This is a genomic window from Aphanizomenon flos-aquae FACHB-1287 (assembly GCF_014698755.1).
Lineage (GTDB): Bacteria > Cyanobacteriota > Cyanobacteriia > Cyanobacteriales > Nostocaceae > Dolichospermum > Dolichospermum flosaquae.
On the sequence record NZ_JACJTO010000061.1, the window covers coordinates 1 to 16074 of the forward strand.

Sequence of the window (16074 nt, forward strand, 5' to 3'; positions counted from 1 at the left end):
GGAAATAATAGGATTCCTGACCAACCTACGAATACAAAGCGATCGCGCTTTAACCAGTCGTCTAATACGTCAAACCACCCTCTACTGGGGGCGCGTCCAACTGCGATGGTCATAAGAACAAATCTCCAAAATGTTTTATAATTACGGATTTTATGCGTTTATAGATGACCTATTAGCCATCTACACAAATTTAACCAGATTGTTAATCTAGTTTACAATTTTTTACGCTTTCTATCATAATAGGTGAAAATCTCTAATTTTGCTAGTAGGCTAAAAAAAATTTTATTTAGGGATTATTGAGGTGGACAAGTAGGGAAAAATTCCTTAACAACTGACAACTGACAACTGACTAATGACGCTAGAATAGGTTCTACAAGTGAAAATTGATTAATTCTAAATGTTTACCATTGACTTAAGCATCAGAAATACTGCTTTCCCCATATCAGTACAACGCAAGTCTACTGAAGATGCCGAAGCTGTTTATCAGCTAATTTTGGCAGCAATGCGGACTGGTAATCCTGATATTATAGAACTCAAGTGCGAAGGCAAAGCAGAGAAAAAAATTGCCGTCCGTGCTAGTGAAATTTCGGGAATCCAGATTATCCAAAAAGATAGTGCAGCTAGTAGCAGTGGTAAACCACCGGGCTTTGCTGCTTTTACGGCTGAATAACTCAAGGTATAAACATGACAGCAGCGGGCATCGAAGTTAATAATTTAAACTTCTTTTGGCCTAATGGGGAGCAAGTAATCAAATCTTGCTCTCTTCAAGTACCTAAAGGTGAGTTTTGGATGCTTCTAGGGACAAATGGCAGTGGTAAATCTACGCTGTTAAGATTAATCGCGGGTTTATTAGCTCCTCAATCTGGGGAAGTTATGGTTTTACCCCCAGTTGGTTTTGTGTTCCAAAATCCTGATCATCAATTGGTAATGCCAACAGTTGGCGCTGATGTGGCTTTTGGATTGGTGGCGGAAAAGTTGCAACCTGCTATGGTCAAGTCTAGGGTTGAAGAAGCCTTAGGAGCAGTAAATTTATTGTCTCTACAGCGACGACCTATTTACGCGCTTTCTGGTGGACAAAAACAGCGCGTGGCAATTGCTGGGGCGATCGCTCGTCATTGTCATGTTTTATTATTAGATGAGCCCACTGCCTTGCTAGATCCAGATAGTCAACTGGATTTAGTGGCTAGTGTGCGTAATCTAGTTAAAAGTCGCGGTATTACGGCTTTGTGGGTCACTCATCGGTTAGAAGAGTTAAATTACTGTGATGGTGCTTTCTTATTAGAAAAAGGTTGTTTAGTTGATGCCGGTGCAGCAGAACGTCTTAAACAGCGATTAACTCAAGTACATAATTAGATATTCTACCCGTTCAAATCTCCAGAATTTTGATAAATTTTTAGCCAGATACCAGAATACAGGATGCTGTATAGGTATCTGGTTTTTTGATCTGGGAAAACATCAAATTTTCAAGACTAGGGAAAAATATTTTTTATAGAAAACAACTTCAGTAAAGCTGATTTTTAGAGGGGTTTTCGGAATTACGACTTCTATCTTAGGGTCTAATTTTGACCGAAGTAAGCGTTTTTTATTTTTTGTAGCATGGGGTTACAAGCAATGCTTCATTTACTATAAGTCTTATGAATGATTTTTGTTAACTCTAGATAATTGTGATTAAAAACCATGTCTCGTTCCATAGTCCCGGCCGTTCTATTAGTGGACGGCTACAATATTATAGGCGCTTGGCCTTGCTTGATAAAAACCCGTAATCATGCTGGACTTGAAGCTGCACGGGGTGAGTTAGTAGAAGCGATGACTAATTATAGCGCTTTCCAAGGTTATGAAACTCAGGTTGTTTTTGATGCACAATATCAAAACACTCCTAGTAACAGAGAAACTATTACAGAATTTTTAACGGTACATTATACGGATTTTGGCCAGACCGCAGACACATATATAGAAAAAACCTGTGCGTCTCTCCGTCACCAAATAGCCCAATCTTTAATTTCTCGCATGATTGTCGCTACCTCAGATCGGGCGCAGCAATTAACAGTTCAGGGTTATGGCGCTGAATGGTTATCAGCGCATCAACTGTGTGGTGAGGTCGAAACTACTGTTTGTCGGATGCGTCATCGGTATAAGTCCCAAAAACAACCCAAAACTAGATTTTTGGTGAATGGGATCGACGCAAAGGCCAGACAACGGTTAACGGAATTACGCATGGGATTATAAATTCTAAAATTCATAAATCTCTGAATATCGCTGCTGGAAAGGGTTTTGAGCATTAAAGGAAAGCAGTCTCAGCAGCAACAAAAAAAAATTAAAAAATTTTGCAAAAACCCCTTGCATTAATTTGAATTTCGGTTTATTATAGCTAAAGTTAAGAGCGTTCCTCAGTAGCTCAGTGGTAGAGCGATCGACTGTTAATCGATTGGTCGCTGGTTCGAATCCGGCCTGGGGAGTTTAAATAAAATGAATGGGACTAGTTGACATTCCTTGATCACAGCGACAATTTTTGACTCCAGTTTTGTATTTTGGAGAATTGATGGTTAAGAATTGGTAATTGGTGATAATTTTAATAATTAGAAATTAATTATTTTTTATGCTGACTTCCAATAATTTCAATGGGTTGTTTAATGACCGATTTTTCCATAATTTTTTACCTATCCCTGCGTTAGATGATTTTAGATTGGGTGTAAACACACCAGATTTTAAATTATCAGACATTACTAATAATACTATAGTCAGACTGTCTGACTATCGGGGTAAAAAACCAGTTTTACTAGCTTTTACCAGGATTTTTACAGAAAAGCAGTATTGTCCATTTTGTTATCCCCATATTCAAGCTTTAAATGAGAACTATGAACAGTTTAAAAATCGGGGAATTGAAGTTTTATTAATTACTAGCACTGACAAAAAGCAAAGCACTGTAATTGTTCAAGACTTGGGTTTAAAAATGCCATTATTGAGTGATTCTAGTTGTCACACATTTCGTACTTATAAGACTGGACAAGCATTAGGAGCGCCATTACCAGCTCAATTTGTGTTAGACAAAGATGGAAAACTGCTCTACAGCCATTTATTTTCCTTCTTAAATCATAATGCTAGTATAGAGACACTTCTAGAAAAATATAATTAATATGTTACGTGCTTAAATTTGATGTTTTAGTGCGGGCATCTTGCCTAATAGAAACCTAGTAAAGCTTAAACGGGGATAGGTTTTAAGTTAAAGGTTCTAACTTACCCGTACCTCGATTATATCGATAATCTTTCCAAGTTAAACTAGGATGAGGAAGTACACAATATTTTTTGTCATCAATCATAATTGATACTACATTTTCTCTAGATGTACAGGGGACATCAATTAATTCCCAGCTTTTAATTAGCTCTAAATTTGAGTCACTAGAAGAATTAGAAGTTGGTTTTGGTTGTGGTTTTAGTTCTGCTTCAGAGGTAGATTTTTTAACATAACGTCTCGTAAATATTTCTGAGGATTTTTGGTAATCTGAAAGTGCATTTTGATAATCACCAATTAAAGTATAAGCTAGAGCACGGTTAATGTACGCACTAAAATCATCAGGATCAATTAGAATAGCTAGAGTTGACACTTTTATCGCTGCTGGATAGTCCTTTAAGTTATTAAACACATCTGCTTGAATAGTGTAACCATAACTATTGCGAGAGTCAAGACGGATAGCTTGTTTAGAAGATTCCAATGCTGCTTGATACTTCCCTAATTTAATATAAGCCATGCCTTGATGAGCATAAGCGGGAGCGTAGTTAGGGTTAAGACGAATTACGCGGTTAAAATCTTCAAGGGCCGCTTGATCATTTTGTAAGAATATCTGACTCCAACCGCGGTTGAGGTAGGCATCTAAGTAGTTAGGATCAAGAACAATAACTCTGTTAAAATCCGTAAGAGCTTCTTGATGTTTGCTTACCCAAGTGTATGAATATCCCCTTTTAAAGTATGCTTCTATATATTTAGGATCAAGCTTAATTGCTTGAGTAAAATCTGCTGCTGCTTCCCGATAATTATACTGATCTAGTCTAGTAATACCCCTAGCATAAAAGTCTCTTGCTGACTGAGGATTATTTAAATTATTAACAGGTTTATCAGTAGGACTACTATCCTCCTTAAATTGGGTGTTTTTAATAATTGGCTCATTTGTAGCTAAAAAAGTATTAATAGGAATCCCCGCATTAAATCCCGTCTTTTGTGTTACTACTGCTCCCGTTTCTGTTTTATTTTTACCTGAAGTATCAGCTAACCCGTGAATTGCCACAACCCTACCAGCAATATCAAACACTGGACCACCACTATTACCAGTTATAGTTCTGGCATCATAAATCAAACCATAGCCATTAATAGCTTTACTAGAGCGAGAAACAACCAGACCCGTAGTAAAAGCAAAGTCTCTGGCGGCTCCAACTTTACCAAACACCGCTGGAAAGCCGCCCACAAAAACATCAGCACCCTCTACCATTTGGTCAGAGTTTCCTAAAGTAGCAATGGGATAGTCTTCTGTGGCCACAAAAGTAGCTATAGCTAAATCTGGGTCATTTTTATTTTTCTGTAATACTTTAACATCTTTAACAGGATAATCTTTGCCAGTATTTGTGCGTATAGAATAAGTAGTATCTGTAGCGCAAATAATTTTTTCTGACCTTTTTAAGTCGTCACATACCACATGATTGGCCGTAAGGACAGTGTAAATATTACCTTCCTTGGCAATAATTACACCTGAACCTCCGGGAGTAAGATCACCCTCTACATTAATTTGGACTGAGGTATTTTTAGCAACTTGAGCAATCTTTTGGGTACTAACAGTATCAGCAGCAGATGTTGGCAGAGAAATTACAAGAGTTGCGACTACTGCCGTAGTTAAAATAGTATAATTTACCCTGATAAAATATAAATTCATATTCTGATTTTTCCTGTAAATCCTAATAACTATGTTTTATTTTCCTTGACAATTTTTTGTTCTTCGAGAAAAGCCAGAATATTGTCAATAGGAATAGCCCAACTAAGAGATTCCATTTGCAAATAATCCTCTTCCTTTGGTATAGTACCATCGGTAAAAGTAAAAGCATCGATACCCTGAAAAGGATATTTTAACAGCCCATTAATACCAATTAGTTCACCCTGCTGATTTAATGCAGGTCCCCCGCTCATACCTTGGAAAATATCATTAGTATTGCCTAATTGATAACCACCAGGGAGAGTTTTGGTAAGCTGCATTTTAATAGTTCCCGTTTTGATTTTAAAGGCTTTAACTCCCCAATTGCGGGTTTCTTCCATTTTAGTGATTTTCTTGCCCTTAAAGACAAAATGCCAAGCTGGAAAACCAGAGGCGTATACTTTTTCTCCCTCGGAAATAGCTTTTGACTTTGGCAATGTTGCCACTGGATAATCCTCTGGACTAGTAAATTTTACCAGGGCTAAGTCCAATTTTTTTGTATTAACGCCATTGACTTGCTTTGCTGGATAAATATTACCATCAGAAGTCAAAATTCCATAACCATCTTCAGGACTATCAGTAACTACATGATTATTTGTTAATACTGTATAAGTTTGTCCTTCATGTTTAATAACTACCCCTGAGCCAGAACCAAATTTAGTTAAAATTCTGACAGTTACTTGATTAGCAATTTTGGCGACGGTAATATCAAGATTTTCGGAAGAAGTAGCACCCAAAACTACTGGGTGGGAATAGGCATACAACTGAATCACAGAAACCGTGGTAATAAATATTAAAAACAATCTGCGAGCTATGGGAGAAAACATGATTATTGCTCAAAAAATGGGGATTAAATCATGCCTACAAATTATATACTAGCAATCAGGGAAGAGATCAAAACTTTATCTCTTCCTTAATTACTAATTAGCAATGACCTTTTCCCCGGATTAAATAACTAGCAACTTGAGTTAATAATTACAAGCCACCTGAGTCATCTCTATCTCTAACATCAGGTTTTTTCGCTCCTTGGACAATAGACAGATTACGGTTATTTGTTAGTACATCTTCCAATTTGACCTGGAGACGAGTGCTGGTTTCTCGAATTACCCCAGCACCAGAACCTTCACGACTAATTCGCATGATTTGGGCAAGAATTTGGTCTGCTTTTTTGGCGTTTTCTGGTTTGAGAGTAAATAGCTGATTATCTTTATTACAACCAGTTTCATTTGCAGAAACTATACAAATCACAGTGCTTTTGTTGATTCGACCAGTCATTAAAACAACGTCTTTGAGTTTACGATTACTATTAGTTACAGCCCGAGTTAATTTATTGGTGACGATTTTGCAACGCCCTTGAGAAGTATACTTGTCACCAAAGTATTTTGAAGTTTGACTAGTCCAGATAATTATGGGAATAGGCTGTCCCCCGGGGCGCTGACCAACGGTAGCCACGTTACCATTATCTTGCGGTACACAACTGAATTTAGTTCCTGTGTTGGCTTCCTCCGATGGGTCTACATTTGAATTATCACTACTAGTATCCACTGTATTATCTACAGGTGGCAAGGCTTGAACTGTAGAACCCAAACCAACAATGCTAGATAGGGCTAAAGTAGCAACTACAATCGCTGTTTTCAATTGATATTTCATAAGACCTCTAAATGTTAATAAAGAAGATGATCAGACTTTTACGATGGGTGAGAGAATAATTTAAAAGATTACAAACCACCAGTAGTAGGTTTGTTTTGGGCAGCAGGTTTTTTAGTAGTAGGTTTGTTTTGAGTAGTAAGTTTCTCTTTTAGTAAAGTGCTCAATTTGACCTGGACACGACCTCTGGTTTCCCGAATTACCCCAGCACTAGAACCTTTACGACTGATTTGGGCTATTTGGGCAAGAACTTTGTCTGGATTCTGAGCATTTTTCGGGTTTAAAGTAAACAGGGTATTATTACCATCACAACCAGTATCCTTGATAGAAAGTACGCAAATGACGGTTCTATCTCCTATGATACCGCTGGTCAACACGACATTTTGGAGTTTACCGTCACTATTTTTTACAGCCTGATTAAATCTTTCTGTGACAATTTTGCAACGGCTTTCAGGGCTAACTTTGTTACCAAAATACTTGGAACTATCTGAAGTCCAGACAATTACGGGAATTGGTTCTCCTCCAGGTCGCTGACCAACGGTAGCTATGTCACCATTTTCATCAGGTACACAGGAGAATACAGTTCTTGTATCGGCTTCTTCCGACAGGTCTGTATCTAAATCAGCACTATCATCTATTGTATTATCTACTTTTGGGAAAGCTTGAACTACAGACCCCATAGCAAAAATACTAGATAGAACTAAAGTTGCCACCATGGTTTTCAGTTGATGTTTCATAAGACCTCTTTAATGTTAAAATGAGCAGTGATGAGATTTCTTTTCTGTAACTACTAAATTTCACTTTTATGCAGAAACCTATAAACCATCTGCTATGGCTTTTAGGCTACCAGTCTTGGAATTATATCGGTAACGTGTAGCTGTTAAGTCAGGATGTGGCTCAATACAGTATTTCCCGCGACCCATGATGATGGTGACTACTTTACTACCAGAGTTACAGCCTGTAGGCGTTAGTCCCCATTTTATTAGCAGTTCTTTCTTATCAGTGTCTGATGAAGTTGAATCTGATGAAGCCAAATTTGATGAAGTTGAATCTGATGAAGCCGAATCCGTTGGGGTATCGAACGTATCAAACATTGTGTTAAAGTTCGTAGCGTTATGAACGTTATAACGACTATTATTAGCAATGATATTGCCACCCTGATTCTTACTAGTCCCCAAGTCAGGTGAGGCACGATGAATAATAACAACTCCATCCCGTTTGTTATCCTGAATCTTATTGTCACGCAGCAAAGGTTTAGCATCCTCAGAAATTACTATACCATCCTTGTTTTGTAGGATTTGATTTCCTTTGAGCGAGGGTCTGGAATCATTCCCAATGACTAAGCCAAATCCGTTATTCTGAAATAAATTATTACTAATTTCTCCTTGACTTGATGTGGTTACGGCAATACCGTTAGCACTATTGTTGATAAAGCGATTATTGTCAATTTTGGGATTTCCTGTACCTGTAATAAAGATTCCTTCTCTCCCATTGTTAATAAAGGTACTGTTTTTGATAGTTGGGTTAGTGGATTCTACCCATACACCTGTACCTGATTGATTAGTGTTAGTGACGGTTAACCCTGCGATTGTACTATCTTGATTGGCTAAGATAGTAATATTCTGTTTAGCCCAAATGCGGCTGACATAATCACCACCACCCGAAATAACTACTTTCTCCCCACTAGTAGATTCATTACCCTGTAATGTCACGCCCTCTTTGATCTTTATAGGGAAGGCTTCGCTGGCATAGTTACCCGGGGCTAATTGAATTACTGTACCGGCTTTAACCTGATTTGAGGCTAAGGCGAAGGTAATAGTTTTGTAAGGTCTTGCGGCAGATATACCAGCTTGTGCAGTATTTTCACCAGTAGTTGGGTTAACATAAATTACCTGTGCACCAGTCTGAGATTGGGACTTGACTGGAAATGCGACAATGAAGGAACTACATACAGCTAGAGTGGTTAGGAAAATAGAGGTTTTTGCTCTGAACTGGTTGATCATTAATTACTCCCTGATTGGATGAGTATATACCATTACTGTATATTATAAATATAAATACTAAAAAAAATCAAGGTCATACATATACATTGCTTATATATGGACTACATGAATTAGGCTTTAAATTCCCAGCAAAATCCTGATAATTTTCTTAATAATGCCAATATTGTCGGTTTTGAGTAATTCTAGAAATACTTATAAAAAAATAAATATTAGAAGATACAGTATGATTTTTTGGTCGTGAATCTATTCTATTACCTAAGCCGACACTTCTGCCACTATAAAATAGCCAAGTGGAAGAAGTGCTTTTCGGGTTTACTTTTGTGTGGTTAAATAGAGGGTTATTTGATACCAGTTCTCAATTGTTTGAGTATGCTACCAATACTGACGAAACCTGTATTTCGAGAGAGATTTCTAAGAGTATTAGGTTCGCTTTGGAGGATAATTCTATTGTAGGCAATAATAGCATCATTTAGCTTACTAATATTGACATTTAGCCCTGGACTCCCTTGAGCAATAACATAAACTGGTTTAAAAGTTTTATTGCTTGCTGTTATCTGTCCTGATATGATTTGAGCTATAGGCTGATTTGGTAAGGAAACACTAGTAGAATTAAATAAACCACTAAGGGAGGTGACTAATGCTGTTGTTGGTTGTGGTGGAATACCCGCAGCGGTCAAACTGGTTGTCAAGGCAGCCGCAGCCTGTTGTGACCCAGCCCCGCCTGTCAGTATTGAACCAACGTCAGCAGCACCACCTGTTGTACCGCCTGTTGTACCGCCTGTTGTACCATCTGTTGTACCGCCTGTTGTACCGCCTGTTGTACCGCCTGTTGTACCGCCTGTTGTACCGCCTGTTGTACTAAGGGTCTGAACAATAGCAGCAGCTAACTGATTCACAGTAACCTGGACTTGCGGCGCAAGAGTTATCACAACAGTATTTGCCGTTGCACCTTCTGTTACAGTGACGCTAGATGAAGTTGATTCTATGGTCGCTGCTGATATGGCCACCGGTGCAGTTTCTCCTCCTGTAGCGGTGTCACCAGTCGTACTACCCACCGACGTATTACCTGTTGTGGAAACACCAGTTGTAATGGTGGCTGAAACACCAGGTATGATAGGAATGATGATAGAAGTTCCTGTCGTTGTTGTTGCTGTTGTTGTTACGACTAGTGCTGTTCCTCCTCCTGTCGTTGGTGTGGAAAAACCACTAGTTTGTGAAGCACTAGTAGCAGCACCAGCATCAACACCGGCTGTACCTTTGCTGGGACTGAAACTCTGGGCTTGATTGGGTAACTGCCAGGCAAATGACAGCAGAGGACTCAAACTAAGGGCAAAAATGAGATTTCTGGTTTTCAACATGATGATTATCTAAAATATGGAACTGTTTGACAATTGATGATATCGCCTCTGTTTCCTTGTATCTTTTGTGACTCTAATATCTCTTAAAATCTTTATAGGCAAGGGTTTTAGGTTTATTAGCTAACGCCAAGCTACCTGATCAACAAGACCTATTTAGGTAAAAAATTGAAACCATAACCTATGCTTAATGCAAATGTTGTACCGCCTACACTGTTATTAGTAAGATCCGCACCTTGGAGTGTAATGGTTAAGGGTAAAGTAGGTATAGGTACGAAGGAAGCACCAAGGTTTAAGCCAACTCCACTCCAACCTAAGCCCACACCGACTTGAGGATGAACCTGCACACCTGCTCCAGCAAATACACCTGTACTAGCGTTACCTTGCCTAAAGTCTCCACCTCCAACACCGAGGGACAATGAGACGGGCATTTTATTCACAGGATCATTAGGTTTTAAAAGGGAGTAACTTGTTACCACACCATAGACACTGGAAGGCCTAATCTGCTCACTACTCTCCTTAGTCTGGTACTGGGCAAAGGCTTTCCAGCCAGCAGCTACAGCAATTTGATTGCTGGCTTTAGCATGGACAATGCGGTGAGCTTTTAAGTCAAAAGTTCCATTAGAGCCAAAGTTTTTGACACTACCGTTGTTGAAGGATAATTCTAGACCAACTAGTTTTTGGGAATTACCTAAACCAAAACCAACACTGGTACTCGCGTCTATGTCATTTATAGAGTTACCCCTATTACCAGCGGTTGCTGCTGATGCTCCTACAAACACATCACCCATGTTAGCCCCGAAGGCACTCGGACCTGCAAAACTAAGTCCAGGTGGGTAGGTTGGTTTAGGCTCTACTGTTTTGATCTTGAGCAGGGGTTCAATTAGTAACTCTTGACGGATTTTATTAACATCATCTTGATTGCTGTCCTCTGTTTGTGCAATCAGTTGTGGTTGTTGTTGCTCAGAAATAGATTCAATCTTTTGTTCTGATTCTGGGATCGTAACTGCTTGATCTGTAATTAATTCACTTTTCTGATTTTCAGTTACCATATTATCTGCCGCTGATGCGGAATTCACTGAGATGGCTGATAAGGTTAGCAATAAACTCAGGTAAACGAAAGTTCTGCAATGATTAAATAGGCCGAGGGAATAGAGTTTGATTTTCAAAATATTACTCCTGACTAGATGTTATCTAGTGGTGAAAGTCACAAAGGGGTATATAATAGTACGGATCAAGTAAGGTAATACTACAGTCTAACTGAATTAACGTCTCAGTAAAATAGGGACTATTTTTTGTAAATACAACCAAACGGTTTTAGCCAAACAGTTTTATTATACAGGAAAATTTTAAAGACAAACATTTCATAAATAAATATTTTTTCATCAAGTAAGAGTGTTACTATAAATACAAAGCCCTGTTATGCTATAGCAAAATCCCCCCATGTAACCAGACGGTTAAAAACCCAATGTTTGTAGTTGGTAACAGGAAAACACTAGATTTTTTCTTCTATTTACCTGTCATCTGTTCTATGTTGTTAACATTAGGTAATATCAAGTCTATCTGTCTGAGTTCAATACTAGTCTCTTAACGTACTTCAACAATTTCATGCAAAATCAAGCCTCTGATAAAAACTCTAGCCAACAATCTAATAATTCCTGGATACTAGAGCTAGGTAAAACGATGTTTTTGAGTATCTTTCTGGCTCTAGGAATTCGTACCTTTGTCGCCGAAGCTCGTTGGATTCCTACTGGTTCTATGGAGCCAACCCTACATGGAGTCAAAGACCAATGGCTGGCAGACAAAATTATTGTTGATAAAGTGAAGTATAAATTTGCCAACCCAGAGCGGGGGGATATAGTAGTATTTTTACCGCCCCAAGAAATACCAAATAATCCTGAGCGGGAAGCATTTATAAAAAGAGTAATCGGGTTACCTGGTGAAAAGGTAGAACTGAGAGAGGGTAAAGTATATATTAACAATAAGCCTTTACAGGAAAATGTTTACCTATCCTCCACCGTGAAAACCTTTGTTGAAGCTTGCAATAGCGGTGGACTTCAACCTCCTTTTTTAGCTCAACCACAAACCGTTCCGCCAAATTACTATTTGATGTTAGGTGATAACCGTGATAACAGTTATGATGGACGTTGTTGGGGTGTTGTTCCTCGTAATAATATCATTGGTCGGGCTGTAGTTCGTTTCTGGCCACTTGGTAGAATGGGTTCAATTGATAAATCCCCTGCATATTCATCCGTAAAGCCATGAAATTATGACACATCTAGCAAATATCTTGCTATATCCAATTAAGTAACTAAAGGGAGTAGAGGTAGCTGATCTTAAGTTCCCTAGTGAAAACGCGGAAACCACAAATTTCCATAGCATCCAGAGATAGCAATACTTAGTAATCACTCTTCCAAAACCCCAGATAAAACCGCTTTCTCCGTTCCTGGAACCAAAAAATCTCAATTTTCCTGATCACAGGCTGCTATTTTCAGTGGAATAAAAGCATAATAGAAATGTGACTGATTTATTAGCCCCTTTACAATCCCTGAAACAAGGTAACTGGTTCAAGTTAATTTGCGGAGCCAGTTATCAACACCTTCCTGCGGTCAGAAGTCTAGCATTAGCTTATACTTTGGCTGGTGCTGACTGTATAGATGTAGCAGCCGATTCTGCTGTAGTTGCCGCTACTCAAGAGGCTTTACTAGTAGCCCAAAGCTTGGTACATGAGGCCCAGAAACGAGGTTTTGCCTTTACAGGTAATTTACCCTTGTTAATGGTCAGTCTCAATGATGGTGAAGATCCTCATTTTAGAAAAGCTGAGTTTAATTCTCAGGACTGTCCTGAGGATTGTTCTAGACCCTGTGAAAAAATTTGTCCAGCCCAAGCAATTTTATTTAAAAATACCAAAGATGATTTTTCTGGGGTAATTTCTGAAAAATGTTATGGCTGTGGCCGTTGCCTTCCTGTCTGTCCTTATGGGATAATTTACACAAAATCATCTGTGTCAACACCGGGGGAGATCGTACCATTGATTATATCAACGGGAATAGAAGCCGTAGAAATTCATACTCAAGTGGGACGGTTGGCAGAATTCCAACGGTTGTGGGTAGCAATGGCTCCTTGGGCGGATAAATTAAAGTTAGTGGCCATCAGTTGTAATGATGGAGAAGGGTTAATTGATTACCTAAAAGCAATTTACAATTTAATTGTCCCCCGTCCGCAGTTTTTGATTTGGCAAACTGACGGACGTTCTATGAGTGGTGATATTGGTGATGGTACTACCATAGCCACAGTGAAATTAGGGCAAAAAGTTTTGGCAGCAAACCTACCGGGATATGTGCAGTTGGCGGGCGGCACTAATAGCTATACCGTTCCTAAATTAAAGGGAATGGGATTGCTTCATGATTTGAGATTGCCGATTTTAGATTTGGGATTACAAGATCACAATCCCAGATCCAAAATAGCTGGGGTTGCCTATGGCAGCTACGCCCGTGTATTGCTGTCACCCATTCTTGACCAGTTAGCACAAAAGGAGGTGATTAACACTGATAGTCAAGGCAGTATTCGCTTAGAAGATGAACCAGAACTACTGTGGGAAGCTGTCAGGCTTGCCCATGCTCTCATTTTCCAGATTAAGTCTGGGCGGTAACGCTCCAACCACATCTCTAAAAACGTCAGTCACCAATTATTGCAATGACGATTACAGAAGATCTCCAAAAGTTGTTAGACATTTTGCCTCAAGACCTGCAACAAAAACTAGAAAATCATCCGAAAGGAGATATTTTAGTTGAGGTAGTTTTGGATTTAGGCCGTCGTCCAGAAGCTCGGTTTCCCCATGCAGCAGAGTATCTGAGCGAAATACCGGTCACTCAAGCACAGATAGATGATTGCATTCAACGAGTGGGAAATTTTGGGGGGGATAATCGGGCAGGAATTGAGCAAACTTTACATCGTATTAGTGCTATCCGTAACCGCAGTGGTAAGATTATTGGCTTAACTTGTCGTGTTGGCCGGGCGGTATTCGGAACAATTGCTATGATCCGCGATTTGGTGGAAACTGGTCAATCAATTCTCATGCTAGGTCGTCCTGGTGTTGGTAAAACCACAGCTTTACGGGAAATCGCCCGGGTATTGGCAGATGATTTAAATAAGCGAGTGGTGATTATTGACACATCTAACGAAATTGCTGGGGATGGTGATGTTGCTCACCCTGCTATTGGTCGGGCGAGACGGATGCAAGTTTCTCGGCCAGAGTTACAACATCAAGTCATGATTGAGGCGGTGGAAAACCATATGCCGGAAGTAATTGTTATTGATGAAATTGGTACGGAACTGGAGGCTTTGGCAGCCCGAACAATTGCTGAACGGGGGGTACAATTGGTAGGAACTGCTCATGGTAATCAGATTGAAAACCTGATTAAAAATCCGACTCTATCTGATTTGGTGGGAGGTATTCAGGCTGTAACTCTGGGAGATGATGAGGCTAGACGGCGAGGTTCGCAAAAGACGGTTTTGGAACGCAAGGCTCCGCCCACTTTTGAAATTGCTGTGGAAATGTTGGAACGCCAACGCTGGGTAGTTCATGACTGTGTGGCTGATACAGTTGATACTCTGTTACGTGGTCGTCAACCTAACCCACAAACGAGAACGGTTGATGATCATGGTAAGGTGGGTGTTGCTAGACAGTTGGCTGTGGTCAATGGTGGTAATGGTAATGGCCACGTGACTAATGTGGAAGAGTCTTTCTTGGCCGCTAAACCTCATGGTTGGCGTTCTTCTGGACAAATGGTGGCTTTACCACCTTTATCTCTGGATAGGGAAAGACCAACAGGACGCAGTGAATTTGACCGGTTGTTGGATGAATCTCTCAATTACTCAGAAAGTATTAATTTTCCCAGTCGCAAACCAGCCGGTCCAAATGGGGAGGATTTACCATTATACATTTATCCCTATGGGGTAAGTCGTGATCAACTTGAACAGGTGATTAATGTCTTGACTTTACCTGTGGTTTTGACAAAAGACTTAGATAGTGCTGATGCTATTTTAGCTTTGCGATCGCACGTTAAGAACCATGCTAAGTTAAGACAAATGGCTAAAGCCCGTCTCGTGCCCATTCATGTGATCAAGTCTAGTACAATTCCCCAAATTACTCGCAGTTTACGCCGATTACTGAATCTGGATGATCCAGATATTGGCGATGACAGGGAGTTACAATTATTACTACACAACGGTAGTGATGATGAAATGGATGCTCTGGAGGAAGCCAGACTGGCTGTAGAACAGATTGTTATTCCTAAGGGTCAGCCAGTGGAGTTACTACCTCGTTCTTCTCAAGTGCGGAAAATGCAGCATGAGTTGGTAGAACATTATCGCCTCAAATCTGATAGTTTTGGCGATGAACCTAATCGGCGGTTAAGAATTTACCCGGCGTAAGTTCTTAATTAATTTTCCCCTGAAAGGAGTCTTTTTACCTCTTTTCAGGGGATTTTTTATTAGGGTAGCGATAGCGAAGCGCGACCTAGGAATCGCTTTCAGTATTAATCACCATTAATCAACATTTTCTTTTGCCAAATTAGTAACCCGTGACCCTCTTAACTAATTCATAAGTTAAAGTTATTAATTTTAGTTTTTAAATAAGTTTTTCAAAAAAAAATTTTTATTTTCAGGGTTCAGGTGGCTTTCGCTGTGGTACTATGGTTATAGTAATATAATGGAGTGGTTGCAAAATTTTTATTTAGGGACGCATTCCCATTATCAGAATATCACACCGCGCGGCGCAAGTCAATCGGTTAAGAGCGAAAAAAAAAATTTTTTTTAATTTTTTTAATTTTTTTTGAAACTTGCACCCATGAGCATCAAGTTTCAGACAGTGCAATTATAACATATCCTTTAATTCCGACAAGAATATAGTGAAATCAAATCTGTTTTTTTCTTGAATATCACCTATTTAGTCTCAACTCCAGTATTCTATATGTGAATAAAAGATGAATATTTTTTTTACAGCAGTTTGAGATCAAAAGCGGTACAAAGATGGTAAACTTTAAAGATGGAAAAAAAAGAAAATAATTGAGATATATATGGCAGCAGCATATTCGACTGATATAAGACAAA

The 16074-nt window shown here is 39.2% G+C and carries 14 protein-coding genes, 1 tRNA gene and 1 pseudogene; 8 read left to right on the forward strand and 8 right to left on the reverse strand.

All coding sequences use genetic code 11. The annotated features are described in order from the left end of the window. Positions 1-113, reverse strand: a pseudogene (locus H6G44_RS18920) (photosystem II D2 protein (photosystem q(a) protein)); the annotation flags it as partial. A 284-nt stretch (positions 114-397) separates the two neighbouring features. On the opposite strand from H6G44_RS18920, the gene H6G44_RS18925 reads away from it, so the two are divergent. The 5 genes from H6G44_RS18925 (at position 398) to H6G44_RS18945 (ending at position 3133) form a co-directional block, all read left to right on the forward strand. Then, positions 398-670 (forward strand): hypothetical protein, encoded by a 273-nt coding sequence (locus tag H6G44_RS18925; RefSeq protein WP_190388116.1) that lies wholly within the window; start codon positions 398-400, stop codon positions 668-670. A gap of 14 nt (positions 671-684) precedes the next feature. After that, complete coding sequence (locus H6G44_RS18930) at positions 685-1353, forward strand: ABC transporter ATP-binding protein (protein ID WP_190388115.1); 669 nt, start codon at positions 685-687, stop codon at positions 1351-1353. 324 nt (positions 1354-1677) lie between these two features. Further along, positions 1678-2226: an NYN domain-containing protein gene (locus H6G44_RS18935; protein ID WP_190388114.1), complete on the forward strand. Its 549-nt coding sequence runs from the start codon at positions 1678-1680 to the stop codon at positions 2224-2226. Between the two features lie 158 nt (positions 2227-2384). Then, a tRNA-Asn gene (locus H6G44_RS18940) sits at positions 2385-2456 on the forward strand. A 140-nt stretch (positions 2457-2596) separates the two neighbouring features. Next, a complete protein-coding gene (locus H6G44_RS18945; RefSeq protein ID WP_190388113.1) occupies positions 2597-3133 on the forward strand; it encodes a peroxiredoxin family protein in 537 nt (178 codons plus the stop codon). 82 nt (positions 3134-3215) lie between these two features. On the opposite strand, the gene H6G44_RS18950 is transcribed toward H6G44_RS18945, so the two are convergent. The 7 genes from H6G44_RS18950 to H6G44_RS18980 form a co-directional block, all read right to left on the reverse strand. Beyond that, on the reverse strand, positions 3216-4919 hold the full coding sequence (locus H6G44_RS18950) for a tetratricopeptide repeat-containing S1 family peptidase (RefSeq protein WP_190388112.1): 1704 nt from the start codon (positions 4917-4919) through the stop codon (positions 3216-3218). Positions 4920-4948: 29 nt separating this feature from the next. Then, on the reverse strand, positions 4949-5782 hold the full coding sequence (locus H6G44_RS18955; RefSeq protein ID WP_190388111.1) for a S1 family peptidase: 834 nt from the start codon (positions 5780-5782) through the stop codon (positions 4949-4951). Positions 5783-5930: 148 nt separating this feature from the next. Continuing rightward, the gene (locus H6G44_RS18960; RefSeq protein WP_190388110.1) at positions 5931-6605 is read right to left on the reverse strand and encodes a COP23 domain-containing protein; all 675 of its coding nucleotides are present in this window, start codon (positions 6603-6605) and stop codon (positions 5931-5933) included. Positions 6606-6673: 68 nt separating this feature from the next. Then, positions 6674-7339 (reverse strand): COP23 domain-containing protein, encoded by a 666-nt coding sequence (locus tag H6G44_RS18965; RefSeq protein WP_190388109.1) that lies wholly within the window; start codon positions 7337-7339, stop codon positions 6674-6676. Positions 7340-7417: 78 nt separating this feature from the next. Continuing rightward, positions 7418-8605, reverse strand: coding sequence for a DUF1565 domain-containing protein (locus tag H6G44_RS18970; protein WP_190388108.1), 1188 nt, complete (start codon positions 8603-8605; stop codon positions 7418-7420). A gap of 338 nt (positions 8606-8943) precedes the next feature. Further along, complete coding sequence (locus tag H6G44_RS18975; RefSeq protein ID WP_190388107.1) at positions 8944-9963, reverse strand: hypothetical protein; 1020 nt, start codon at positions 9961-9963, stop codon at positions 8944-8946. A gap of 149 nt (positions 9964-10112) precedes the next feature. Continuing rightward, positions 10113-11039, reverse strand: coding sequence for a hypothetical protein (locus H6G44_RS18980; RefSeq protein WP_313885317.1), 927 nt, complete (start codon positions 11037-11039; stop codon positions 10113-10115). Positions 11040-11568: 529 nt separating this feature from the next. On the opposite strand from H6G44_RS18980, the gene lepB reads away from it, so the two are divergent. The 3 genes from lepB to H6G44_RS18995 all read left to right on the forward strand — a co-directional run bounded on the left by lepB (position 11569) and on the right by H6G44_RS18995 (position 15396). After that, positions 11569-12225, forward strand: coding sequence for a signal peptidase I (lepB, locus tag H6G44_RS18985; protein ID WP_190388105.1), 657 nt, complete (start codon positions 11569-11571; stop codon positions 12223-12225). A gap of 253 nt (positions 12226-12478) precedes the next feature. Then, positions 12479-13612 (forward strand): circadian clock protein LdpA, encoded by a 1134-nt coding sequence (ldpA, locus tag H6G44_RS18990; protein WP_190388104.1) that lies wholly within the window; start codon positions 12479-12481, stop codon positions 13610-13612. A 44-nt stretch (positions 13613-13656) separates the two neighbouring features. Next, positions 13657-15396 (forward strand): R3H domain-containing nucleic acid-binding protein, encoded by a 1740-nt coding sequence (locus tag H6G44_RS18995; protein WP_190388103.1) that lies wholly within the window; start codon positions 13657-13659, stop codon positions 15394-15396. The last annotated feature ends 678 nt before the right edge of the window (positions 15397-16074 follow it).

Coding starts and splice junctions, on each gene's coding strand:
- H6G44_RS18925 (WP_190388116.1), top strand. CDS start 398: ATGTTTACCATTGACTTAAGCATCAGAAATACTGCTTTCCCCATATCA.
- H6G44_RS18930 (WP_190388115.1), top strand. CDS start 685: ATGACAGCAGCGGGCATCGAAGTTAATAATTTAAACTTCTTTTGGCCT.
- H6G44_RS18935 (WP_190388114.1), top strand. CDS start 1,678: ATGTCTCGTTCCATAGTCCCGGCCGTTCTATTAGTGGACGGCTACAAT.
- H6G44_RS18945 (WP_190388113.1), top strand. CDS start 2,597: ATGCTGACTTCCAATAATTTCAATGGGTTGTTTAATGACCGATTTTTC.
- H6G44_RS18950 (WP_190388112.1), bottom strand. CDS start 4,919: ATGAATTTATATTTTATCAGGGTAAATTATACTATTTTAACTACGGCA.
- H6G44_RS18955 (WP_190388111.1), bottom strand. CDS start 5,782: ATGTTTTCTCCCATAGCTCGCAGATTGTTTTTAATATTTATTACCACG.
- H6G44_RS18960 (WP_190388110.1), bottom strand. CDS start 6,605: ATGAAATATCAATTGAAAACAGCGATTGTAGTTGCTACTTTAGCCCTA.
- H6G44_RS18965 (WP_190388109.1), bottom strand. CDS start 7,339: ATGAAACATCAACTGAAAACCATGGTGGCAACTTTAGTTCTATCTAGT.
- H6G44_RS18970 (WP_190388108.1), bottom strand. CDS start 8,605: ATGATCAACCAGTTCAGAGCAAAAACCTCTATTTTCCTAACCACTCTA.
- H6G44_RS18975 (WP_190388107.1), bottom strand. CDS start 9,963: ATGTTGAAAACCAGAAATCTCATTTTTGCCCTTAGTTTGAGTCCTCTG.
- lepB (WP_190388105.1), top strand. CDS start 11,569: ATGCAAAATCAAGCCTCTGATAAAAACTCTAGCCAACAATCTAATAAT.
- H6G44_RS18995 (WP_190388103.1), top strand. CDS start 13,657: ATGACGATTACAGAAGATCTCCAAAAGTTGTTAGACATTTTGCCTCAA.